The organism is Spiroplasma endosymbiont of Zeiraphera isertana, from assembly GCF_964030805.1.
GTDB lineage: Bacteria > Bacillota_I > Bacilli_A > Mycoplasmatales > VBWQ01 > Spiroplasma_E.
In genome coordinates this window covers 2,064,388-2,088,919 of sequence record NZ_OZ034965.1, presented here as the reverse complement: position 1 = coordinate 2,088,919, position 24,532 = coordinate 2,064,388, and the positions used below count along the sequence as shown (strand labels likewise).

Sequence of the window (24,532 nt, the reverse complement as noted above, 5' to 3'; positions counted from 1 at the left end):
GAAACATCATTCTCTCAAATCCCAAATAATTATTGATATTTCCAATGGAAAAATTATTTCAACTGCTTTTTGTTTTGGAAGCATTCATGATTTTAAATTGCTTCTAAAATCTAAAACTTTTATTCATCCAGAAAAACAAGTTTTTGTTGATTCAGGTTATCAAGGTATACAAAATATTTATGAAAATACATTTTTGCCATTTAAAAAAAGTAAATACAATCAATTAACACCAATTCAAAAAGAATACAATAAAACTTTAAGTAAAATTAGAATTAAAATTGAACACGTATTTGCTAAACTAAAACGTTTTAAAATTTTAAGTTTAAAATATCGCAATAAAATACGAATATTTGCATTAAGATTTAATTTAATAGCAGGAATATATAATTTGGAATTACCTTAGTTTTGCACCAAGTCTAATCAACAATTTTTGCTATTTTACGAATCGAAAATCCATAATTTTTATATTATTTTATTGCTATTATTGATTCAATACTCAGATACTTATACATTGCGCTAATTCCTTTCTTTTCTTAATTATAGAACTAACACAATTTAATTTTTATATAAGTGTCCTTTTTAATTTTACAATTAAAGTATTTAAAATTCGGATATAAGTTAACTATATAGTTTTTAAATAAAATGCATTATAATTATTTTATAGGATGGGTGAAAGATATGGATAAATCATTAGATAAACAATTTTTAACTACAAGTAATCTTATTGGTCAAAAAGAGTTAAAGAAATTAAAGGAAACTCCTTTACCTTCATTATTAGATTTAAATTTAACAAGAGTTTACTTTACTAGTCTTGGTGATGGTTTTTCACGAATATTTATTTTAACTATTCAAATTTTTTGAATTGGCTTGATTTTTTTTAATGGCATTGGTTTTGGTCAATTGGTTGCTAATCTTCCTGGTATACCATCAGCACCAGTTTTTCAAAGTGCAATATTAAAAGTAGTAGCAATGTTAGTTACTGTTTTATTTGCTTTTATAATTTTAATTATGGTTTTACCCGTTTTTTTATCTAAAACTATTAGAGGTATTGGTTTAAGTTGTTTATTTTTTTTAATATTTGGTTCTATTGTTAATTTAATAATTATTGGTATTAGTTTTTTTATGTTTTCTTATAGTGACAGTCCTTATCGAATCACAGTATTGATTTTCGCGGTTATAGCACTCTTATTATGATGAATTGCTATTTTGCATTGATGATTAAATACTATTGAAAATAAAAAATATTTAATTAAAAGTATTATTAAAATGTATGAATTAAGTTTTAGATAATGGAAATTTAGGTGAATAATATATGGCTAAAAATAAAGATAATGATGATTGAAGAAAACTAAATAATATTACTAAATACGTTACTGGTAAAGTAGAACCAGTAAAAGTAAAAAAAACTTTTCTGACAATAACTATTTCTTTAATTATGATAATTGGTTTAGCAATTAGCACTTTTTTTATTGCTCTTGCTATGCAGAGTGCTTTTAATATTGGTGATTTTAAACAAAATATTCCAGAAGAATCAATTATTGTTGATATGAATGATGTTCCAATTGATAGTAGTAATAAAAATTTACGTTTGCCGTTTTTTGAAGAAGAATCAAAAAAACAAGTTTTTGATTTATTAATAAAAGAATCTTGATGAGATAGTTTTTTTCCAACTAATATTACTAATTATGATTTCACTTTTTATAAACCCAATAGTAATGATGAATTAGATAAGAGTTTAATTCAAACTGATGGTGTTACTAAATTTGATTTAAAATTAAAGTTACAATCTTCATTTATTGAATTTAAAATACCAGTAATTGCATTAATTAAAAATACTGCTAAATTTTATGAAAAATTTATGATGTTTAATCAATTTGAAGGAAAATTTAGTAAACATGTTTCGGGAAAATTTCCAAATGGTAGTGATTATTTGCAAGAGCAATGAACACATGGTTATTTACCAACTAATTTTTATTATGCGGATAAAATTGATAATACTATTATTTATAAAACAATCGAAGATGAAATTAATAAATTTATTAATGATTATAAAGAAGAATTTGCTAGTGATACTCATCTTTATCCAATAATATCAACAATTCCTTTAGCAGATATTGATTTTAATGATGTAGCTACTATTAAACCATATTTCGAATTAGTTCATAATCCCGAATTAAATTATGTTGGTAATGCTGTGAATAGTTCCAAAGAATATGTTAATCTTTATTCATATTCTTCAAATTTTCCATTAAAACCTTTTTATATAACATATGTTTCTAATCCAAATGTTGTTTATGATTTCATTGATTTAAAACCAACAAGTATTGAAAAGGTTATTGATTATCTTAAAGTTAATACTATTGATTTTGTTCCTTTTAGTATGTTACAAGAAGCAGTAGATAGTGATGAATCATTAATAAAATATAGTCCTACACATGTATTATTGACTAGTGATAATAGTGGTAATCATTTTAAATATAAGGAATTGAGTTATTATTTTGGCTTTTCAAATTCAATAAATAATAGTATTGAAAATATTAATGTTAATGATTATATTAATATTGGTAATTTAGAAACTTTTTTAGAAAATAAATATTGACAAGAAATGTATCAATTTGCAAAAAATAATTCTACTTTTTTCTTATTAGATTATCCTGATTCGACGGTTGATCCAAATATTAATTGAAATCTTGTTATTAAATCACTTGCTACTTTTAAAGGATATTTTGTTAAAGCTTTAAAGGTGCAAATTAATGAGTTAAGTGCTTTTACTTTTTTAGATATTGATGGTAATAACTTATCATTAAAGGCAACTGATATTATTAAGACTAATGATATTAAAAAAATTAGATTTCATATTGGAAAAGATTTGATAAGCAGTTACTATGTTCCTAAGCCCCATAGTTTTAATTTTACTTTTAAAGTAAAGTGAATTTAAATACTTAAAAATAAGTATTGATTTTATGAAAATGGGTTAAATTTTGATAACTATAATTTAATATTCATACTAATTATATAAAATAGTTTTAATTATATAGGTTATTAATTGTAAAATTAATATAAATTTGTTACTATTCTTGTGTATAAAAAATATAAATAATATAGTAGTTTTTAACCCATTGTTTGTTGAGATAAAAGCAAATGGGCTTTTATTTTGAAAGGAAAATTATAAATGATATTAGACTTGGTGCAAAACTAAGGTAATTCAAAATTATATATTCCTGCTATTAAATTAAATCTTAATGCAAATCTTCGTATTTTATTGCGATATTTTAAACTTAAAATTTTAAAACGTTTTAGTTTAGCAAATACGTGTTCAATTTTAATTCTAATTTTACTTAAAGTTTTATTGTATTCTTTTTGAATTGGTGTTAATTGATTGTATTTACTTTTTTTAAATGGCAAAAATGTATTTTTATGAATATTTTGTATACCTTGATAACCTGAATCAACAAAAACTTGTTTTTCTGGATGAATAAAAGTTTTAGATTTTAGAAGCAATTTAAAATCATGAATGCTTCCAAAACAAAAAGCAGTTGAAATAATTTTTCCATTGGAAATATCAATAATTATTTGGGATTTGAGAGAATGATGTTTCTTTTTACCTGAAAAAAGTAATTTTAGTTTTTTTTAATTCTTTCAATTGGAGTTTCAGTAGCATCAATAGCTAACAAATTATTATTAGTACCTTTATTTTTTGTTAAATCTTTTTTTCCAGGTAAATTAAAAATTCCGCTTTTTATTAAAATATTTTCAATTCAAAAAATATTACGAATGCAACTAGTATGACTAATATTATATCTTTTTGCAATAACTCTATAACTACTATAGTCTTTTCAATATTCTAAAGTCATTAATAAACGCTCTTCAATTACAATTTTATTTTTTCTACCACCATAATATTTTTGTTTAGACTCAGCAATTTTTAAAATTTCATTTTAATTTTCAAAAAAACTCTTGATGAAATAAAAAAAATCATCAACCTGGCCTAAAATTTGATTTTATTTAATTTTGGGATTTATTTTTTTTACAAACTGAAATATAATGCTTCAGATTTTGCATAAGGTGATATTTTATAATGTTGGTATTTAAATTTTCATAAATTGAGGTAATTTTGAATATTGGTAAATCCAATGCCATGATAATGAGTAATAAATTCTTTTAAACTTGATTGTATTTTACTGATATTACTTAAATTTTTATAATTTAATTCTTTATTTTCTTTTGATTTAAATTTCTTGAGAGTACATTTTGTTTGTTTAGCTACTGTATCATATAGTATTTGCATATCACAAACTATAATTGATTTTTCTTCGATAAGATTAGATGTTAAATTTTCTTGTACTCATTTTTTTGTTAATCTTTTAGTATTTGTTGTTTGAGCATAAATATTTTTATTTTCATCAATTGCCATTTCAATACAACAGTTTAAATCTTTAGCATTTTCTTCAATTCATTTTTTTCTTGGATCATCTGGATTTTTGAAATTTCCTTTATGAATTTCTTTGATAAAAGTTTCATCAATTTCAATTCTACCTTTTAATTTTGTGAATGGTTTTTGTGTTTTTGCTAATTGTGATGATTTCATAAATTTTTGACGATTAAATCATGCTGATGTTTTTGAAATTTTAGCAAATTGAGAAATAGTATAAGCAGATTGACCTAACAATGACAATCAAATTATTCAATCTCATTGTTCATGAGATAAATGACTTCAATAGACTTGGTGCAAAACTAAGGTAATTCAAAATTATATATTCCTGCTATTAAATTAAATCTTAATGCAAATCTTCGTATTTTATTGCGATATTTTAAACTTAAAATTTTAAAACGTTTTAGTTTAGCAAATACGTGTTCAATTTTAATTCTAATTTTACTTAAAGTTTTATTGTATTCTTTTTGAATTGGTGTTAATTGATTGTATTTACTTTTTTTAAATGGCAAAAATGTATTTTTATGAATATTTTGTATACCTTGATAACCTGAATCAACAAAAACTTGTTTTTCTGGATGAATAAAAGTTTTAGATTTTAGAAGCAATTTAAAATCATGAATGCTTCCAAAACAAAAAGCAGTTGAAATAATTTTTCCATTGGAAATATCAATAATTATTTGGGATTTGAGAGAATGATGTTTCTTTTTACCTGAAAAAAGTAATTTTAGTTTTTTTTAATTCTTTCAATTGGAGTTTCAGTAGCGTCAATAGCTAACAAATTATTATTAGTACCTTTATTTTTTGTTAAATCTTTTTTTCCGGGTAAATTAAAAATTCCGCTTTTTATTAAAATATTTTCAATTCAAAAAATATTACGAATGCAACTAGTATGACTAATATTATATCTTTTTGCAATAACTCTATAACTACTATAGTCTTTTCAATATTCTAAAGTCATTAATAAACGCTCTTCAATTACAATTTTATTTTTTCTACCACCATAATATTTTTGTTTAGACTCAGCAATTTTTAAAATTTCAAGCATTTTATAAAATGTTTGTGGCTTTATGCCGACTAAACTATAAAATTCTTGATCATCTTTATATTTTTTCAACATAATAACTATCACCTTTAATATTAATAATAATCGTTAAATTGTTAAAATTAAAGGTTTTGCACCAAGTCTAATGTAAAAAATGATTTCTTAAAGCATCAAAGCTACTTTTACAATCTTTGCATAAATATTTTTGCTTATTATTATTAAAACCATTTTTTACACATCAATAAGATTTACAATTTGGACATTGAATTCCTTTTTCTTTAATTTTTTTATCAATTGCATCTAATTTTTCTTTTTTCTCAATTTGTTTAATTCTATTTTTAAAATGTCTAATAATTTTTATAAATTCTTCATCTTTTTTGTTTTTTAAAACATCAATTAATTCATTATTAGTCACAAAAAATCACCCCCGATATAAAAATATTACTTTTAATTTTAAATTAAAAGTAATATCAAGATTTTTTGTGAAAATTAAAAAAATTTCAAGCATTTTATAAAATGTTTGTGGCTTTATGCCGACTAAACTATAAAATTCTTGATCATCTTTATATTTTTTCAACATAATAACTATCACCTTTAATATTAATAATAATCGTTAAATTGTTAAAATTAAAGGTTTTGCACCAAGTCTAATATAAAAATTATGGATTTTCGATTCGTAAAATAGCAAAAATTGTTGATTATAGTAAATCAACTGTACATAGAGTTTGTAGATTATTAAATAAAAACTTATTGCCATTAGAAATATTGAATCAATTTCAAAAAAATAAACAAAACGCAGGCAGAAAATTAATAATTTTAACTTTAACAGAAATTAATAGTATTAATCATTTGTTAATTACTAAAAAGTATGCTCTTGATATAATTGCTAACTTTTTAAAGGAAAATAAAATAAAAAGTATTTCAACAAAAACTTTATATAACATGTTTAAAACAAATCGAATGGGTTTTGATGAAAATAACTTATTGAGAAAAGGCAAAAATAAATCTCACAAACAAAAAGAAACTAGGGGCAAAATTAATAATTGTAAGTCTATTCATGAAAGAAATTTAATCATTCCTAATATTAAAAATATACAAGAATTTGGTCATTTAGAAGGTGATACTATCATTGGCAAAGATCATAAAAGTTCTATTATTACTTTGGCTGATATATGATCAAAAACCACAATTCCTTTAGTAACTAAAAATCATAAATCAGAAAATATTACGAAAAGTATAATAAAATTTATTTCAAAGTTACAAAAAGGAACAGTTAAAACCATTACTTTTGATCGTGGTAAAGAATTTAGTAAATGAAGATTAATCGAAAAAATTTGTAATGTCAAAATTTATTTTGCAGATCCTGGTAAACCTTGCCAAAGGGGTTTAAATGAAAATAATAATGGTATTTTAAGAAGATATTTACCAAAATCTACAGATCTATCTTCATATAAACAAAAAGATTTAAATTTTATAGCATTTCAAATTAATTCTACACCCAGAAAATCGCTCTCTTATAAAAGACCAATAGATTTAATACAATTATTTTAAAAAACTGTCCCATTTATATTTACAACTCAGGCATAAATGGAGATAAAAGCCTACCTAGGAAATTATCCCTGCATGTATTTAAATCAAACACAAAATTACAGTTTCAAAACTAGGTATGTTATTGAATTTATATGCTGATTCTTTTGCATATAAATGAATATTGTGCTTTGAAACTCTTATGTGTGTTCGGAAAGTTCGTCGGATGTGCTTTCATGCTGATTCAATCTGGTTTGTGTTTACACCTGTTGGTGACACATACCCAACTTCATGATTTACGATTTCATGTTTGGGATAGAAGTTTTTTGAAACTTACATATCCCTTCCGAGAATCCGTAAATAGACAGCACTCAGTAAAAATGTGTTTCAATGCAAATCTTAAAAGGTTTTTTTTCATCTGCATTTTTCAGCACCTTCACAATTAGGGGCGTATAAAGTTAATGGTTAGATTTAATAAGAACTTAAATGAGAGATAATACTCTCATTTTTAATTGTTGAACAATTATAATTAATTATTTTATTAAACCTATACTTTATTAAAGTAATTAATTATTCCAAATTTAATAAAAATTATAAAAGCTATTGTATAGGAATTTGCAAATAGTAATTTTTGCGATGCTCTTTTAAAACTTGATATTTTTTGGTTCCCTTCCCCTAGAACCCCTACCCTCCAAGGCTTTGCTACTTACAGTAGCATAAGCCTTACGTATAGTAGATAAGTAGTTAGTAGTATATAAGCCTTTTATCACTGTAGGTGATAAGGCTTATACATAGAAAGGATTCGTAATGATTAATGTTAATTTAGATATTAAAAATAAAATTAAAGAAACAACTAAAGGTATGTTATTAGAAATTGGTGAATATGAAACATTATTTCCTATTAAAGATACTATTATTGATGAAAAAAATAAAAAAATAGCATTAAAAATAATTGAAGATTTTTATTATAAATTAGGGAAAAAATCAATAACAAAAGATATTGAAAGTGTTAAAGGTAGTGATATTTTAAAATATATTAAAAATATTCCAAATATTAATACTACTGAAAATAAATTAATATCTTGTGAATTTTATGAACAATATAATGGTTATTATATTTTTAAAAATGATAAAAATCAAGAATGTTTTAAATATAACATTACATGAGAACAAGATATGAAAAGTTTTAAAATAAATAATCCATATAACGATAATGATTTAGTAATTAATTATATTGTTACACCAATGAAAAATATAGAAACTCATAATGAAAAAATATTTTATTTAAAGTATTAAAGGAAATTAAATATGTTATTAAATGTTGAAAAAATAGAATTAATAAAAAAGGCTTTTCTCCCTTTATGTACTATTTTTAATTTTATCACATAAATGCTGAGAAAAGCCTATCTACGGACTTCTCCCCACATTTTTAAATCAAACATAACATTACAGTTTCAAAACTAGGTATGTTATTGAATTTATATGCTGATTCTTTTGCATATAAATGAACATGATGTTTTTCAACTTTGATATGTGTTTTAAATGTTCGTCTGATGTGCTTTCATGCCGATTCAATCTGGTTTATGTTTACACCAGTTTTTGAAACATAGCCATCTTGATGGTTAACTGTTTCATGCTTAGTGAAAACTGATTTAAAATGGCGATATCCTTTTCAAGAATCAGTATGTACATCACACTTTGAAGAAATGTGGTTTCTTGCAAATTGCAAAAGATTTTTTTGATTTGCATTTTTCAACACTTTCACAATTAAATTATTGGTTGTTTTTTCATAAATCCCAACAATCAAAGTTTTATTTTTTAAGGATCTTCCTTGTTTTTTAAAACCCATATGTGAAAGATACATTTCATCCATTTGCACTATGCCCTCAACAATGAATTGAGGTTCTTGTTTTGCAATTGCACTTCGGATTTTATGACCCATTCTTCAAGCAGTTTTCAAAGTTACTCCCAATTCTTTTGCAACATCAGTTGATGGAATTCCATGTTTGGTGTTTATTCATCTAAAGATGAGATAAAACCAAGATGTCAAAGGTGTTTGTGACTTGTAAAAAATGGTGTCATGAAGAATACTAAATGTTTGATGACATTTCAAACATCTTATTCTTCTTAAATCAGAAGTATTCAAATTTGTTCAAGAACACCTCATACATTTGTTTTCCTTCAAACTTGCTATATATTTCAAACAATCTTTTTCTGTTTGAAATATATTGTTGAACTCATTCAATTTCATTGTTTCCTCCACAAGTACATGTGGGGAGAAGTCCGATAAAAAATTTATGTAATGAAAAATTACTTAAAAATAAAAAATATATTGAAATACAAGAAATATTAAAAATTATAGAAAGGGATTAATAATATTATGTTGAATTTAAAAGAAAATAAAAGAATATATATAAAATATGAAGAAGAAAAAATATTTGGTTCATGTGATATTTGTCATAAAAATTCATCATTTGCAAATAGAACTTGTAATAAATGTTTTTATAAATTAATAGGTGAAAAAAATGAAATGTAATATTCATAATGAAAAATATATTTGAATTAGTGAAATAGATAATAATTATTATTGTAATAAATGTATTAATGACATGATTGAAGAAGATATGTATTTAACATCAAATAATTGAGATTGCTTATATGAATATTATATTAATGAATTACAATTAGAAAATTTTAAAGGAGTGTAATAATATGAAAAATAAAGGTTTTCAAGATATTAAAAATGATTTACAAATATTTTTTAAAGATATTGAAAATGGTAAATATGGTGAAAGAATTAAAGAATTATTTATGGAAAAAGAAAGTAGTGAATAAATATGGTAGCAGCACCTAAAAAGAAACCAGAAGATTTAATGATTAAACAAATTATTGTTCATTTAAGATTTACTGAAAAAGATTATGAAAAATTAAAAGAAATTTGTGAAGAAAAAAATATGAAAATTAATGGTTTTATAAGAAGTTTAAATAAAAAAGCAATAAATAGAAAGAGTGATAAAAATGAATAATTTATATAAAAAAATACTTAAATTACAATTAGAAATTGGTAGTACACCCAAAAATGGTTTTAATAAATTTGGAAATTATAAATATTGATTATTAAGTGATATTTTTAATAAATTTAAATTATTATGTAAAGAATTAAATATTGTTATTACACATGAAGATATATTAACAACAGATAGAAAAATTAGTTATTTAGATAAAAATGAAGTAGAAATAACTTATTTTAAAAGATATACAATTATTGATTTAGATAATGATAAAGAAATTAAATATTTTGATATACTTGCTTGTGCTAAAAATACTGATATAGCAAAAGCAAAAGGTAGTGCAGAAACTTATGCTTATAGATATTTCTTAATGAATTTACTTTTATTAAGTGAAGATGAACTTGATCCAGATAATGATAATGTTAATTTAATACAAAATAATAAACAACAAAATAATTATACTAATAATATAAAAATACAAAATGAAAAATGAGAACCAAGTGAAAAACAATTAGATTATTTTGAAAAATATATGATTACAAATACAGTTTTATTTGATGAATGTATAAGAGAAGATATGGAAAGATTAAATCCAAGTAATAATAAAGATTTTTTAATATTAATGGGTGAAAATTATTTAAAAACTTTATTTGATAAATTTAAAGAAATTCGTGAAAGATTTAAAAATTTAAAAAATAATAAAAAAAATGAGTATAGAAATTATGAATAATTATTTACTTTCAATTGACCCAAGTATTAAAAATACTGGATTTACATTATGAGAAAATAAAAAACCAATATGAATAAATAGTTATAGTTTTAAAAATTATAATTATGATTGAGAAAAAATACAAAAACAAATAAGTTATTTAATTGATATTAATGAATATGATTTATTAATAGAACGTGGTACTTTTCATTCAAAAAATGGTATTGGTTATGAAACTCAAGAACATTTAAGAGGTTTTATTGCAGGAACATTTAATAAATTATTAACAAAAAATATGCTTATTAGTCCAAGTAAATGAAAAAGTTGATATAAAGAAAATTATAAAAATATCACAATAGATTATAGTAATTGAAAAAAAGAATATTCTTTAATATTAGTTAAAGATTTAATTACTTTTAATAATTGAAATATAACCGTTAATAATCATGATGAAGCAGATAGTTTATTAATTGGTTGATATTATTTAAATAAGGAAAATAAATAATGAAAATAGAATTTGAAATGGATATTTTTACAAAAAATGCAATTATTGAATCATCAGAAAATTTAAAAAAAATAAAACAATTAAATATATCAATTAATTTATGTAATTGTAAAAAGGAAAATAATTAATGCAAAAACAAGAAAAAGTATTACTTAAATGTATTGTTAAAAATTGTAATAGTAAAGTATTAATTACTTTAAAAACTTTAGATTTAGAAGATACTACAATTCAATTTTTTAAAATGTGTAAAAAACATAAATTAGATTTTAATAATAAAATAAAAGAAATTAAAGAATATTATAAAAATAATTAAATTAAATTTTAAAAAAATTATATTTTCACATTTTAAAATTTTTATGTATATAATTAAATTGTTAAAAACTTAATGAAAATATTTTTATTTAAATAGATAAAATAAAAAGAAGAGCCTTTCTAATTCGTTGAAATTAGAGTAGTTTTTTCTTTTTTTGTTTTTAACACATATTTATTAATGAAAGGAAATATTTATAATGAAATATTTTAATCCAAGTTATTGATTTAAATTATGAGTATTAAGTGCACCATTATTTAATTCTGAAAATCAAGGTATATATGCTAAGTCAATTGATAATCAAAATATTAAAGATTGAGCTAGCAAAAATACTAGTAGTTTAGAATCAATAAATCAAGAAATTGGTTATACAAATTCAAGTAATAATTATAAATTATATAGTTTAAATGAAACAAATCAAAATATTGACCCTTTTTATCAATCATATTTAGATTCTTTTTCAAATCAACATTTAGAAACAAGTAATCATAAACATCGACATGAAAAAAGTAGAAAGAGAGTTAAAAGGAAGGATGATGAAAATAAAAAAATAACAGTTTCTAATTTAATTTTATTTCGTTATTTACCAAATGATCCAAGATATACAGAATGATATTCTTTTAGAACTCAAATTTTGTTTATTCTTTCTGACTTAGAAAATGAAAATTTAATTTCAAGAATTTCGATTGAAGATACTAATATTATTTCAAGAATTCCAATATATAGTATAAATTCTAATAATAATGATGATGATATTTTTATTATTCCAATTAGACTAAATGATTCTCCTAGTTATAGTCAAACTATTGACAAATTTACTTGTGTTGCTAATCCTTGAATAAGAGGACAATATGAAAATACTAGTAATAATGATTTAAGATTGGTTTTTAGAGCAAGAGATTTTTATCTTCAAGGATTTATAGCAAATAATAATTATTATTATTTTTCAGATTCTACAACAATACAATATGGAACTACTAATTCTATTAATTTGGGATATAGTTCAAATTATAATGTTCTTGCTGGCAATGATATAGATACTATTTCATGAGAAAATATTTATAATTCTTTTAATACTTTACAAAATTATAATAGAAGACATGGTCATGATAGTATAAGGCAAGATTTAGTTCGTGTTATATTGGCAACTGCTGAAAGTATGAGATTTTATGGAATATCAAAGAAAATAAATGAAATATATACAAATTCTCAAACAATATCATGACAAAGTTTAACATCATTAACTCAAAATTGATTAAATATTTCTAACAATGTAAGTAGCTGATTATTACTATTTTGAACTATTTTAGCAAATAATCAAGAATTATTGCAAAATATAGCTACATTAATGGCAATAGTTGATAATGTAAAATGTAAACATAAAAATGCAAAAAAGCAAAAACGCAATATAAATATGTGTTTTAATTCATCTAATAAAAATATATTAGTTTGTGATTTAAAACCACAAATTGATAAAATTCAAGGAAAAATAACTTCTATAAAAATTCTTGACAATGATAGTACTGAAAATCCATGAGTTAAAAAAGGTTATATATTTATTGGAACAGATACTGGTTTGTATACAATTAATCAAAATGGCGATGTAAGTAAAAGAATGTCTATTATAAATCATGTAAAAGATATTATTATTAATAAGTATTATAATAGTGCTAATATCATTAATGAAAAATGTGAAATATATGAATTAAAATTTAAAGATTGAAGTTATGAAAAAAAAAATATGGAAAGTTGTGATTTAAATAAAGAGTTAAATATTTATTATCATAATGATAAAGCTGAAAAAGGTTTTACAACCGTTTATGAAGGAAATTCAAGAATTGATATTGGTAATGCTTATAAAGCTGCTGCAATTGGATGCGTAAGTACTGGTGCTGTCTTAGGGGTTGGTGGTACTGTTTCTGGGGGACCTGTAGTTGGTATCGCTGGGGGAGCTATAGGTTGCAGTTTTGGTTTTACAATTGCTGGTTATAGTGTTTTTTTTACTTCTATGGTGTCTATTAATGACAGTGGTCAAAGAGTATCAAATTCAAAACATTGTTTTGAAAATTTTAATCTTTTAAATTATAAAAAAATAGAATTTTTAGGAAATAATATATATACATTAACAGGTAGAGGCAATGAAGAATTTTATGGTAAAAAAATTACTGATTGTATTAATGGTAATTTTAAATCTAAATTTAGTTGTGTGCTTTTAAATTTCACTGAAACTAATTTTTATACTTGACAAAGTCTTGATTTAAAATTTTTTCAAGAAAATACAAAATATTGTTTTGAAATGGAAATAAAACAACATGCTCGTAATAATGCATGAATGTTTGCAAATGGTGGAGGAATCCAAATGGCCATTGGTAATCGAATTAGATTATATAATGATGAAATAACAGAAACTCAAATTTCAAATCCAAATGATAGAAAAATAAGAGAAATTTTTGAAGAAAAAAACGTAACTAAATGAACTGATGATTTATCAAAAGATATTAATCATGAACAACATTTATCAATTGATAATAAAACAAATTTTGTTACAAATAATATAACAAGTTTATAATTAAAATTTAAAAATATAAACAAAAAAGTTACCTTAATTGGTAACTTTTTAATTAGGTGCCAACCTAACAACTACATAAGTTTGAGAACTTTTTTATTTCATATACTTACATAAGTAAGTAATCTTATTATACATTATTTAAGATTGTGGGGGAATATTATTTTCAAAAGAATGCAAAAAATAGAGAAGCAACTATTATCATTAAAACTACTATAGATATTATAGTAACAGAAATTAGAAAAAAATTATTATTAAAAAGTTTAGTAGTAAATTTGTCTTTTTCTATTTCATGAATTGTAACATTTTTTTTTGTATCCATCATTTACTCCTTTATTATTTAATAATATTATATTATCATAATTATCTTGAATTTAGTACTATTTTATATATATTTGCTTTAATACTATTAATATATATGCTAGCGTATGCTTTATCATTTTCACCAATTTTACCTGTAATATATCACATATCTTCGATTTTACCTATGGTTGTTTGTAAATAAAAATTTCATTTAAGATAGTTATTAACTATACAAAAACCTAATAATTGATTATTTTCATATTTTATGTTTCAACCACCAACATTACCATTATCATTTATAGTAAAATTATAACCATTTAAATGGTAATCAGTATCAGTTCTTCCATACATATATGATATCCCGCTTTCTCTTTCAAGTTGTACCGTAGTACCTTGTTTATTATGATTTCAATGATAAATATGATTTCCATTACGTGGTGGTATATCTCTAAAAATTAAATCTTTTAATTGAATTTCTTTAAAACCAACATCTTTTTTTGGATTTAAAAATTTTTCTTCTATGTAAAAATCAGTATACAAAGTTGATGTTATAGTTGGAATTGAATTATTATGGATTGCTTTTTCGGTTTTAATATCATAATCATAATATATAGTTATACTCTTATAATAACGTTTTAAATCATTAAAAGTATTAATTAATAATGTTGGGTCTAATAATGATTTTAAATCAACTTCATAATTAACTTGTTTACTTTTATTTACTTGTCATCAATTTTCAGTATTATCTTTTACTGGTATTGAACTTGTATCTGTTAAAGGTAAATTATTTGCTGTCATATCAATTTTTAAATCCGGAATAATAACGATTGATTTTGCTATATTTTGTGGACTTGGAGGTAATATTTTTGCTGGATAACTAAATGTTGTTTCTTCACTTTCTTCATATTCATCATGATTTAATTTATATAAAGTTGTTCAATTAAAAGCATTACCAGTTAATGAACCCATATTATTATAACGAAATTGAGCAATTGATATTTCATTATAATCACCTTGATAAGTAAAAGGATTATCACTATAAAACGTATGTCTTTCTTCACCTTGATGTAAACTTTGAGTTACAATTGTATCAATAATATAAGCATAATTTGAACCATCAATAACTCCATTTGCTGTTGGATTTCATTGACATTCAGTATCTTCATTAGTTAATGGTGAAGCAATATCTAAAAACTCAGTATCTTCTGCTAAAATATAAACTTTATTATTTTTCTTTTGTGATAAATCAACTGTACTTATTTGTTCCTTTGTAGTTAATTTTTTACCAGTATTAGGGTCTCATGGATAAACACTTACTCTATCACTTAATTTCATAGTCATAGCAGTTGTTGAAACATTAGCTCCTAATAATTTACCAATAGTAAAATCATTATCATTTGTAAAAGCATTTAATGGAATTAAACCACCATTACCAATAACACTTTCTAAATTACTTGTAAAAAATGCACTCATAAAACCATTAAAATATAACATTTTTTTATATTGTTGAACATTTTGAGTAATAACTCAACTACTTCAAATCCCTAATGTTAAAGCATTTAATAATTTACCAATTAAAGGAATATCACTTAAAGCAAATGGTAATCATTGTTGACTATCATAAGGCATTTGTATTAATGGTGAAAATACTACACTATTAAAATTTAATATTGCTGACATATATTTTTGACTTATTTTTGAATAATCAACAGTTGGACTTCCTATAATTAAATGAGTATCTGGGTCTTTATATTTAAAATTACTACTCATATCAACATTATAATTACCCGTTAAATTATTTATATTTCATTCACTATCTCAAAAAAATTTAGCTTCTCCTACTGATGTACCATTACTTAATCTTGCTTTATCTTTATCAAAAGAAAGCATACCTTTAAAATCTTTTGTTACAAATAAATTATCTTGAAAATTTAATGAAGTTTTTAATCATTCTGTAAAATTTTTAAAATTAGTAAATCCAGTAGGTTTTGCATCCATAATATTATAAAATGTAGTTTCTGGATGACTACTTGTTGTTATTTTATCATTTATTCCAGCAAGTAAACCACCATTATTTTTAATATTAGTTGTAGATTTTTCATTATTACCAGCAATAAATAATCTTCTTGAAGCAAATACTTTACTTTCAAATATTTCTTCATTATCTTGTTGAATTGGTTCTTGACCTTGAATTATTGGTCTTCCATAATAATAACAACTTGATAATAATTCTAATCCATAACTTTGTCTATGACTATAACGTACACCAATATCATTCATTAAAGTACGATTTAAGGTTACTTTTCCTTCTTGAATAGTAGGAAAAGCATAACCACTACCTGGTGAAGCATATTGTACAAAATCAAGTGTATTTTGACCACTTGCAACTACTCTATCATTTAAACTACTAAAAGTTAAAACTTGCATACTAAATGCACCATTATAAGAACTATAATAATTTGTTACATTTGAAATATATAATAATTGTCTATCTTGATTTTTAGAACTATTACCACCTATATTTTCATTTTCATCATTAAATACAACAAAAAATTGTAAATAATCATCAATTGTAATATGTTCTTCAAACATAACTAAAGTATATTGTCTTTTAGTTTGTATTGTTTTAAATATTTGATTATTTGGTAAATTACTAAAATCAACACCACTTGTATCATCAATTAAATAAGCATTTCAATAATCACCAATTTTATATTCTTTTTTATAAAATTCATCTTGACCTGTAACTTTATGAGTTACTGGGTCAATTTTACCTTTATTTTTTTGATATATTTTTGTACTATTTTTTCAAATACAAACAACTGGAGTATTACCAGTTAATATTAATTCATATTGACCAAAATCACTTATTTTACTATTAATAGGTTTATAACCAGTTTCAGTTAAAGGTATTGCTCCATTATTTATAATAAATGGAAATATTTTTCAATGTGATTGTCTTTTAATTAATATTTGTTGCATCTTTAATCTCATTTGAGCGTGTTTCATTAATTGTATTTGTTGATGTCTGCTCATTTTCATTACCTCCTAAATTTTTATTTAATTTTTGATTTTCATTAATAATATTTTCTAATTTATTTTCAGCCATAAGTTGGTCAATATTATCATATTCACCAATTGCTTCAATTATTGTCATTGTGCCATTATTTAATCTTGAATTAATAATTTGGTCTTGTACTATTTGGTCAGTCATAGCAATTGGAATAAATTTAAAACTATAAGGTCTTTCTCCAATACCATTTCATAAATTTTCACTAATAAGTAATAAATCAAATATACGATAAAAATAAGCACTATAAAATGCTATTTTTATTTCTGTTGTTTCCATATCAAATTTATTATTAAACATACTTTGTGTTTTATTAGTATAAACATCATTACCATGTTCATCATAATCATAACCAGCACCATTAAATATAGCTTTAGCAGTACCATTATAATCTAATCAATATTCATTAAATTTAGGGTCACCTTGAATAATTTGCATACCCCCATTACCATTTTTATCATATCCAGCACTACCAACATTAACAAACATATCTTTTTTAGGATTTTCTGCAATATTACCATTTTCTTGCATTTCTTTAACTGTTTCATTATCTAAAGCAGCAAATAAAGTAGTAACATTTAATTCTCTTTCTAATCTTTTTTGTCTAATTACACGATTTAAATCTCAAATTAAATCTCATACTGGTGTACAATCTGGATATGCATTTAAAGTTGTAGCATTACCATATAAATTTATTATTGGTAAATTAGTTATTTCAAAAATAGGTATATAATTAAATGGATTTTTAATTTCATAAGTTTTTAATGGAGTAATATTTGGTTTTAATTTAGTACGTGTAGAACCTAAAATAATATCTTTATTATTATCTTTATATGTTTCATATTTAACTTTTCCATTTTGAATTGTTACTCATGTTAAAGTTGCACTATCTGCTTGTTCATTAATAAAATAAAATTCTGCTGATTGTTCTTGTTCATTATATTTAGCAACTCTACCACAAAAACTATTAGGTAATATTTTAAGTGATTTAGTATTATCTTCATTAACTATAATCATTATAAATACTTTACCCATTAAACTATTTTGTAAACCAAATTTATAAAATTTTTCTAATCATTTATCTTTTAAATTCATTTCATTTAAATAATCTAATATTTCTTTTTTACTTGAATTAAATAAAAAACCTTTACCTAATCATAATTTAGTTGATTTTTGAGCAATAATCATAGGTATATCAATATATCAATTTGATTTATCACAACTTAAATATTCCATTGTATTTATCATAATTCATCACCATTAAATTTATTTTTATTAATTAATAATTTATTATTAATACCATTAATTAATCATTTCATTTCATGCATTAAAGCATACATATCACTATCTCAAGTATCATCATGTAAATCTAACATTTTAAGAGTATTATTATTACTATCTAATTTCTTTTTATCTAATCATTGCATTAAACTATATTGTCTTTTAGTTTCAATACATCTTTCTCAATTAAAACTAATAATATTTTTAAGCATACAAATTGTTGTAAAATCAATTCTATCATTTAAATATAAAGTTGATTTATCTACTGCTATAAATTTTAATCATGTTATATTACGTTTTTTAACTCAACTTTTTAAAACATCAATAAATACTAATCCACCATTACCATAATCAACATAACAAATAAAACCAAATAACATTGCTATATAACGTTTACTTTCATTTAAATAATAATTAATAATATCATTTGCTAAAGTATCAGTATCTTTATATTGCATAGTAAAATTACTATGATAAAATTCACTTTCTTTATGCGCTCTTCTACTATTTTCATTTTCACCAATAAATCATAAACTTCCAGCAGTAGGATGACCACTTGAACTTGTTGCCATACCAATATCTAATCCACCAGTTAATCTTTCTACTTGAAAATCTAATTTAGTACCTACTTTATCTAAATATCTTGCAAATATAGCACCAGTAAGAATACTAGGAACTCCATAATATCAACTTTGTGCTTTAATAGGGTCTAATACTTTTAATTCTTCTAAATCATTAATCATATCTAATGTCAAATTATGAGAATTTACTTTTCAATTTGAATAATGAAATAATTTAAATATATTATTATCAAAAATTGATTTAATTTGTTCATTTTTAGACTTCATTATTTCTAAATTAAAAGGTACAATTTTATTCATATATTCAATAAAATATTGATAAATATTATCTGGATTACAACTTTTTATTTTTATTCTTTTTTTAGCATTACCTAATGCAAATGTTATTGCTTGAAATTCTTGTTGACTAAATTCATTTGCTTCTTCACATCATTCAATTGCTAAATCAAATCCTTTGATTTCACTTCTAGAAAGTCCTTTTAAAGGTATTCTATCATTTGAATTACTATATACGCCCATAACTCTAATAAATGATTTACTACCTTTAAATCTAAAATCTGCTTGTTTATTTGGATATTTTAAAGTAAAATCTTTATAATCATTAAAATCAATTGTTATTAAAGCATTATATATTTCTTTAACTAAATCATTAATATCTTTATTTAATTTTCTAAAACAATATATAGCAATTGATTTATTATTTTTAATTGAAATAGCAATTAATATTGCTAATTCTTCTGCAATACTATATGTTTTACTTGAATATCTACTTCCACTTAAATTATATTCACTATGAGTAAAATCACTTTTATTTAATAATCAATAACTAATTTCATGTAAATAAGTAAATTCTTTATTCATAATATTATTCCTGTAATTCTTCTAATTTTAAAAGTTGACCATATCTTGTAGGGTCACTAACAATAGCAATAGTATCATTTTGCATTTGTAAAGAAATCATTATTCTATCATTAACTTTATCTCAATCCAAAGTTTGAACATCAGTATTTAACTCACCATATAAAAATTCTTTACAAATAAAAGCAAATTTTTTACTACTTGATTGACTTTCAAAATTATAATAAATTTTATATTTAGTATTTGATTTAAAATCATATTTAATATGATTTATATTAACTTTTGTTCCTACTTCTTTTCATTGTGGAATACTTGGAATTGGTTGTATCTTATTATCAACATATCTTTTATTTACAGCATCTTGTGCTTGTATAGGGTCTGCTATATCAACCATTCTAGTATTATTTAAAGTAATAATTCTTTTTTCTTTAGGTTGTATTATATTTGGACTATTTTGGTCTATTTCTCATAATGATTCACTACCACCACCAGTAGCACTAATTTTATTATTTTCATCAATAGTAATATTTTCACCAGCAGTTAATTTATCTTGTTTAATATTTACTTTATCATCAACATATTGTTTTGTAGTTGCATCGCTTGGTGATGTAGGAGTTCCAAGACTAGTAATTTGCTTATTAGACATACTTAAATAGCCACCACCATCATATTTACCACTAGAACCAATACTATTTTTTCAAATAAAAACTGTTTCACTTTTATTTTGTTTTTTATCTATTTCATTTTGTATTTTATTACTAATATCTGCATTTACAGTATGATTAGATTCATAATATTTAATATCTATAGTTTCTTTGGGACTTTTAAAATCTGGTATAGTAGTACTTGTATTAATACCAGTAGTATCAATATTAACAATTGGTCTTAACATATTTTGTGGATGAATAATAGTAATTTTAGTTCTAGAATCTAATGATTTTATATTATTATAAGGAATATATGCATTTAATGGACTATCTTCACCACAATTTGAAATAAATTTATTAAATCAATTATTTTTTTGTGATTCTATACCTTTTAAATTAAAACCTTTAATATTTGGATATTCTTTAATTTTTCTTAAACAATTAAATACTTCTGGAGGTATAAAATATGGGTCATCTGGATTAGTTTCACTATAAGTTAATCCACCTTGACTAATTGAACCTTGACCACGTAAATAATCAACATCTTTAGTTAATAAAAATCTAACATAATGAGTAGTTGCTGTTTGAATATTATCTGTAAAATCTGTAGGTGTTATTTCTGGTCATTTTTTTGAAATAGTAAAACCACTTAAATAATCAATATTATTACTTGCTACAGATATTGCAAATCAAATTTCATTATCTGGAGTAGTTACTTTATCAAATAATAATTCATTAAAATATTTAGAATTTTTAAATTCTTCAATTGTTATAAATAAAATTGGGTCTTTAATTGCCATAATAATTTACTCCTTAATGTAAAATAAAGGGTATTTAAACCCTTTAAATTTTAAATTTAGTTGCTTTTTGTTTATCTTTTTCTGATAATTCTTTCTTTTTAGATTTTTGTAATAAAACAAAATTATCTACTTGTTCTTTATCTACATTAAAACTATCAAGTAATTTAGCAGTTGATGTAGTTTCTAATTGTAAATGAGTATTTAATTGTTTAATATTTGCTGTAATAAATTCTAATTCTTTATTACGTTTTAATTCTTTTGCTAAATTTGATTGTTTTGATTTTTTTATTGATTTTCCAAATAATAGAAATGCTAAAGTAATAGATATTCCACTAGCAACTGCTCCTCCTATTACTGCTGATATTAATTCTATTGAAAAATTCATTTTTTATTCCTCCAATTGTATTTTATTTGAATGTTGTTTACATAAATGACATTCTTTTTTATGTTTTTTAATTTCTTTATATTGATATATTAAATAAGGACTTGTAATAATAATTGGTATTGTTATTAATGCATATTTAATTAATTTTCCATAATTACCTAATTTAGTTATTAAATTTAATCCAATATGACCAAACATAGGAAATAAAGTTAATATTAAATGGTCTGGTCAAGTAAAATTATATTGATTAGTATAATTACCTATTCCCATTTCTATTGGTATTTTAGGTATTAATCAAGGTGTACTAGTAAAAAATATAGTTATTAATATTCCAATAAAATGACTAGTTATTTTTAAAATATTTGATATTAATATTTTTATTTTATCTATATGAGTACTATTTTTATTAAATCAAATCTTATTTAATTTTTTATATTCTTTATTATCTTTACTTAATGGATTAATAGTATTTCATATTCCAATTGGTTTAATTGGTTTATCTAATTCAATAATAATTACCACCTACTTTCATGTTTTATATTTACTTTTATTTTTATAAATTGAAATACCAATATTTTTATTTAAATTATTAATTTTATGAAAAGTTAAATATTCTTTTCTTTCTACTCTTCATGCTCTACTACCTAATTCAGTTTTTGGTAAAGTTTTAAATTCTTTAAGTTTAAAAAATCCACGTTCTAATTTATTAATAAATGCAGTTGTTTTTAAAACATTAATATTAGTTGAATTAATAATGTTATAGCGTTGTTTACCTTTACTAATACCTTTCTGTTCTTTAAGTTGTTTTTTTACATATAAACGTATTTGACTTGGTAAAAAACCTCTTAAAAAATATCTTCAAAATATTGTTCCAGCACCATTACCATTTTTACCTTTTTGAACTTTCATTAAGTTTCAAGTTTCTTCTGGTACATTTGGATAAGTATATATACCATATCAACGTTTATTTTTAGATGTATCACTTTGAAATAAACCTTGTAATATTCCTACTTTTAATGATTGATTAGATTTATAAAATAAACCTTTTTTAAATCAAGAACTTGATAATATTACTCATCCTTTATCATCTTTATTATCTTGTTCTATATCTTTACCATTAATATCTTTTTTATCATCTTTAAACAAATTATTAATTTTCTTTATAGGTTTAAATACTAATTTATCTAATTGTGATTTTAATTCAGTTAATTCACTAGGTTTCATAATTGAAATAAGTTTTTTAATAATATTTGGATTAAAAGTTGAATATGGTTGGTCAACTTCTTCTTCGCTAACATTTTCACTATCTAAAACTGATTTTAAACTTTGATTTTTACTATATAACTTTAATAAACTAATAATTGCAGTTCTAATATCATTAGTTTCTAATGCAGAATAGATAATTCTAATAATTAAAGGTAACATTATAAGCTCATATGGTTATAATCTCAATTTAATGAAGCATTATCTAATATTACTTCACTCATATTATCACTACCATATTGACTAGTTGTTTCACTATTAATAGTAAATCTATTATCATTAATTAATCTTGTAGTTTCATTAGTAAATGTTGTTTCTTGCATTTCTTCAATATGATTAGTTGTTTCCATTGGTAATAAATTATGAATTATTTCACTTATTCCTGCAATAATAGTAGGTATTGCATAAGCATTATTAAAATCATTATTAATACCCATTGCTACACCACTACTAATCAAACAACTACCAGTTCCCATATTTGCTATCTTTCTTATATTTTGAAATCTATTAGGGATTAACTCAGTTAAACCACTAATAACATTTGCTATACCAAAACTATTTAAAGATATATAAGTATCTCAATCCATTAAATGATTATCGGTATTAGTATTACTTAATAATAAATCTGGTGGAAATGGGTTTACTGTTGTTGTTGGACTTTCAGTTGGGTTTGGATTAATATCAGCATTAGTAAATTTTGCATAATTTACTAAACCAATTGTTCCTAAACCTAGTAATATTTTTTTAGAACTATTAAGTAATTTAGTTTTAATACTAGGAATTTGATTTAAATTTCATATATCAATTCCTAATTTTTTCGAAAATAATAAAGCATTTATACTTCCTAATACCGGATTACCTATTAATTGACCATAATAAGCACTTGTACCAATCATTGCACTTAATGGCGCTATTCCAATTCTTATTAATTTAATTAAAGTATAATTACTCAATTGTGTAGTCTCAGCATGTTGTGGCATGTTTATTTTCTCCTTTTAATAATTTAGTAACTTTTTTAATTTGAATAAGTATTTTACCTTTATAATTAACATTATCTCCAACACAAACAGCAAAACTTTCATGTGGATTTGATACAATAACATAATTTGGATTTAAAGTTGGAAATTCATAAAGTAATATTGCTAATATATCTTTTGAACTATTTAAATCTTCTGGTTTTGGTGAATTTATAATAATATGTGATTTATTATTAAAAACATCATAAATATAAGTCATAAT

30 protein-coding genes and 1 pseudogene are annotated in these 24,532 nt (G+C 22.4%); 14 read left to right on the top strand and 17 right to left on the bottom strand.

The window, feature by feature from the left end; genetic code table 4:
- Nucleotides 1-28: 28 nt before the first annotated feature.
- From AAHM78_RS14520 to AAHM78_RS14510, 3 genes are all read left to right on the top strand, one after another.
- A complete protein-coding gene (locus tag AAHM78_RS14520) occupies nt 29-403 on the top strand; it encodes a transposase family protein (protein ID WP_342255202.1) in 375 nt (124 codons plus the stop codon).
- A gap of 275 nt (nt 404-678) precedes the next feature.
- Nucleotides 679-1,290, top strand: coding sequence for a hypothetical protein (locus AAHM78_RS14515; RefSeq protein WP_252319175.1), 612 nt, complete (start codon nt 679-681; stop codon nt 1,288-1,290).
- A gap of 22 nt (nt 1,291-1,312) precedes the next feature.
- Nucleotides 1,313-2,938: a hypothetical protein gene (locus tag AAHM78_RS14510; RefSeq protein ID WP_342253673.1), complete on the top strand. Its 1,626-nt coding sequence runs from the start codon at nt 1,313-1,315 to the stop codon at nt 2,936-2,938.
- 257 nt (nt 2,939-3,195) lie between these two features.
- Here the strand turns inward: AAHM78_RS14510 and AAHM78_RS14505 are convergent, their stop codons facing one another.
- From AAHM78_RS14505 to AAHM78_RS14480, 6 genes are all read right to left on the bottom strand, one after another.
- Nucleotides 3,196-3,561, bottom strand: coding sequence for a transposase family protein (locus tag AAHM78_RS14505; protein WP_342254958.1), 366 nt, complete (start codon nt 3,559-3,561; stop codon nt 3,196-3,198).
- Nucleotides 3,562-3,620: 59 nt separating this feature from the next.
- On the bottom strand, nt 3,621-3,854 hold the full coding sequence (locus AAHM78_RS14500; RefSeq protein WP_342253542.1) for a transposase family protein: 234 nt from the start codon (nt 3,852-3,854) through the stop codon (nt 3,621-3,623).
- Between the two features lie 173 nt (nt 3,855-4,027).
- Nucleotides 4,028-4,732: an IS1595 family transposase gene (locus tag AAHM78_RS14495; protein WP_342253672.1), complete on the bottom strand. Its 705-nt coding sequence runs from the start codon at nt 4,730-4,732 to the stop codon at nt 4,028-4,030.
- Nucleotides 4,733-4,734: 2 nt separating this feature from the next.
- Nucleotides 4,735-5,100, bottom strand: coding sequence for a transposase family protein (locus tag AAHM78_RS14490; protein WP_342254958.1), 366 nt, complete (start codon nt 5,098-5,100; stop codon nt 4,735-4,737).
- Between the two features lie 59 nt (nt 5,101-5,159).
- Nucleotides 5,160-5,552 (bottom strand): transposase family protein, encoded by a 393-nt coding sequence (locus AAHM78_RS14485; RefSeq protein WP_342252835.1) that lies wholly within the window; start codon nt 5,550-5,552, stop codon nt 5,160-5,162.
- Between the two features lie 67 nt (nt 5,553-5,619).
- On the bottom strand, nt 5,620-6,057 hold the full coding sequence (locus AAHM78_RS14480) for an IS1/IS1595 family N-terminal zinc-binding domain-containing protein (RefSeq protein WP_342253671.1): 438 nt from the start codon (nt 6,055-6,057) through the stop codon (nt 5,620-5,622).
- 71 nt (nt 6,058-6,128) lie between these two features.
- Between AAHM78_RS14480 and AAHM78_RS14475 the strand changes: the two are divergent.
- A pseudogene (locus AAHM78_RS14475) lies at nt 6,129-7,028 on the top strand (IS30 family transposase); the annotation flags it as partial.
- 78 nt (nt 7,029-7,106) lie between these two features.
- Here AAHM78_RS14475 and AAHM78_RS14470 read toward each other — a convergent pair.
- A complete protein-coding gene (locus AAHM78_RS14470; RefSeq protein ID WP_342253670.1) occupies nt 7,107-7,283 on the bottom strand; it encodes a hypothetical protein in 177 nt (58 codons plus the stop codon).
- Between the two features lie 528 nt (nt 7,284-7,811).
- On the opposite strand from AAHM78_RS14470, the gene AAHM78_RS14465 reads away from it, so the two are divergent.
- Nucleotides 7,812-8,300 (top strand): hypothetical protein, encoded by a 489-nt coding sequence (locus tag AAHM78_RS14465; RefSeq protein WP_342253669.1) that lies wholly within the window; start codon nt 7,812-7,814, stop codon nt 8,298-8,300.
- A 133-nt stretch (nt 8,301-8,433) separates the two neighbouring features.
- Here AAHM78_RS14465 and AAHM78_RS14460 read toward each other — a convergent pair whose 3' ends face one another.
- Nucleotides 8,434-9,255: an IS1595 family transposase gene (locus AAHM78_RS14460; protein ID WP_342252843.1), complete on the bottom strand. Its 822-nt coding sequence runs from the start codon at nt 9,253-9,255 to the stop codon at nt 8,434-8,436.
- Between the two features lie 129 nt (nt 9,256-9,384).
- On the opposite strand from AAHM78_RS14460, the gene AAHM78_RS14455 reads away from it, so the two are divergent.
- The 9 genes from AAHM78_RS14455 (at nt 9,385) to AAHM78_RS14415 (ending at nt 14,108) form a co-directional block, all read left to right on the top strand.
- Nucleotides 9,385-9,540, top strand: coding sequence for a hypothetical protein (locus AAHM78_RS14455; protein ID WP_342253668.1), 156 nt, complete (start codon nt 9,385-9,387; stop codon nt 9,538-9,540).
- The gene (locus AAHM78_RS14450) at nt 9,530-9,712 is read left to right on the top strand and encodes a hypothetical protein (RefSeq protein ID WP_342253667.1); all 183 of its coding nucleotides are present in this window, start codon (nt 9,530-9,532) and stop codon (nt 9,710-9,712) included. The genes AAHM78_RS14455 and AAHM78_RS14450 overlap by 11 nt, the downstream gene beginning before the upstream one ends.
- A 4-nt stretch (nt 9,713-9,716) precedes the next feature.
- Entirely contained in the window at nt 9,717-9,839 is a 123-nt protein-coding gene (locus tag AAHM78_RS14445; RefSeq protein WP_342253666.1) for a hypothetical protein, read from the top strand.
- 2 nt (nt 9,840-9,841) lie between these two features.
- Nucleotides 9,842-10,030, top strand: a complete 189-nt coding sequence (locus AAHM78_RS14440) for a hypothetical protein (RefSeq protein WP_342253665.1) — start codon at nt 9,842-9,844, stop codon at nt 10,028-10,030.
- A complete protein-coding gene (locus tag AAHM78_RS14435) occupies nt 10,023-10,745 on the top strand; it encodes an ERF family protein (protein ID WP_342253664.1) in 723 nt (240 codons plus the stop codon). Before AAHM78_RS14440 ends, AAHM78_RS14435 begins: the two co-directional genes overlap by 8 nt.
- On the top strand, nt 10,738-11,229 hold the full coding sequence (locus AAHM78_RS14430; RefSeq protein ID WP_342253663.1) for a hypothetical protein: 492 nt from the start codon (nt 10,738-10,740) through the stop codon (nt 11,227-11,229). The genes AAHM78_RS14435 and AAHM78_RS14430 overlap by 8 nt, the downstream gene beginning before the upstream one ends.
- Nucleotides 11,229-11,357: a hypothetical protein gene (locus AAHM78_RS14425; protein WP_342253433.1), complete on the top strand. Its 129-nt coding sequence runs from the start codon at nt 11,229-11,231 to the stop codon at nt 11,355-11,357. Before AAHM78_RS14430 ends, AAHM78_RS14425 begins: the two co-directional genes overlap by 1 nt.
- Nucleotides 11,357-11,542 carry a hypothetical protein gene (locus tag AAHM78_RS14420; RefSeq protein ID WP_342253432.1) on the top strand — a complete coding sequence of 62 codons (186 nt, stop codon included), beginning with the start codon at nt 11,357-11,359 and terminating at the stop codon, nt 11,540-11,542. Before AAHM78_RS14425 ends, AAHM78_RS14420 begins: the two co-directional genes overlap by 1 nt.
- Nucleotides 11,543-11,738: 196 nt before the next feature.
- Complete coding sequence (locus AAHM78_RS14415; protein ID WP_342253662.1) at nt 11,739-14,108, top strand: ribosome-inactivating family protein; 2,370 nt, start codon at nt 11,739-11,741, stop codon at nt 14,106-14,108.
- Nucleotides 14,109-14,468: 360 nt separating this feature from the next.
- Here the strand turns inward: AAHM78_RS14415 and AAHM78_RS14410 are convergent, their stop codons facing one another.
- The 9 genes from AAHM78_RS14410 to AAHM78_RS14370 are packed head-to-tail and all read right to left on the bottom strand — an operon-like array spanning nt 14,469 to nt 24,529.
- Nucleotides 14,469-17,444: a hypothetical protein gene (locus tag AAHM78_RS14410; RefSeq protein WP_342253661.1), complete on the bottom strand. Its 2,976-nt coding sequence runs from the start codon at nt 17,442-17,444 to the stop codon at nt 14,469-14,471.
- The gene (locus tag AAHM78_RS14405; protein WP_342253660.1) at nt 17,371-18,726 is read right to left on the bottom strand and encodes a hypothetical protein; all 1,356 of its coding nucleotides are present in this window, start codon (nt 18,724-18,726) and stop codon (nt 17,371-17,373) included. The genes AAHM78_RS14410 and AAHM78_RS14405 overlap by 74 nt, the downstream gene beginning before the upstream one ends.
- Nucleotides 18,720-20,201 (bottom strand): hypothetical protein, encoded by a 1,482-nt coding sequence (locus AAHM78_RS14400; protein WP_342253659.1) that lies wholly within the window; start codon nt 20,199-20,201, stop codon nt 18,720-18,722. The genes AAHM78_RS14405 and AAHM78_RS14400 overlap by 7 nt, the downstream gene beginning before the upstream one ends.
- Before the next feature lie 4 nt (nt 20,202-20,205).
- A complete protein-coding gene (locus tag AAHM78_RS14395) occupies nt 20,206-21,645 on the bottom strand; it encodes a hypothetical protein (RefSeq protein ID WP_342253658.1) in 1,440 nt (479 codons plus the stop codon).
- Nucleotides 21,646-21,688: 43 nt separating this feature from the next.
- On the bottom strand, nt 21,689-22,030 hold the full coding sequence (locus AAHM78_RS14390) for a hypothetical protein (protein ID WP_342253657.1): 342 nt from the start codon (nt 22,028-22,030) through the stop codon (nt 21,689-21,691).
- A gap of 3 nt (nt 22,031-22,033) precedes the next feature.
- Nucleotides 22,034-22,552: a hypothetical protein gene (locus AAHM78_RS14385; RefSeq protein ID WP_342253656.1), complete on the bottom strand. Its 519-nt coding sequence runs from the start codon at nt 22,550-22,552 to the stop codon at nt 22,034-22,036.
- Nucleotides 22,553-23,455 (bottom strand): hypothetical protein, encoded by a 903-nt coding sequence (locus AAHM78_RS14380; protein ID WP_342253655.1) that lies wholly within the window; start codon nt 23,453-23,455, stop codon nt 22,553-22,555.
- Nucleotides 23,455-24,273, bottom strand: a complete 819-nt coding sequence (locus AAHM78_RS14375) for a hypothetical protein (protein ID WP_342253654.1) — start codon at nt 24,271-24,273, stop codon at nt 23,455-23,457. Before AAHM78_RS14375 ends, AAHM78_RS14380 begins: the two co-directional genes overlap by 1 nt.
- Nucleotides 24,239-24,529: a hypothetical protein gene (locus AAHM78_RS14370; protein WP_342253653.1), complete on the bottom strand. Its 291-nt coding sequence runs from the start codon at nt 24,527-24,529 to the stop codon at nt 24,239-24,241. The genes AAHM78_RS14375 and AAHM78_RS14370 overlap by 35 nt, the downstream gene beginning before the upstream one ends.
- Nucleotides 24,530-24,532: the final 3 nt, after the last annotated feature.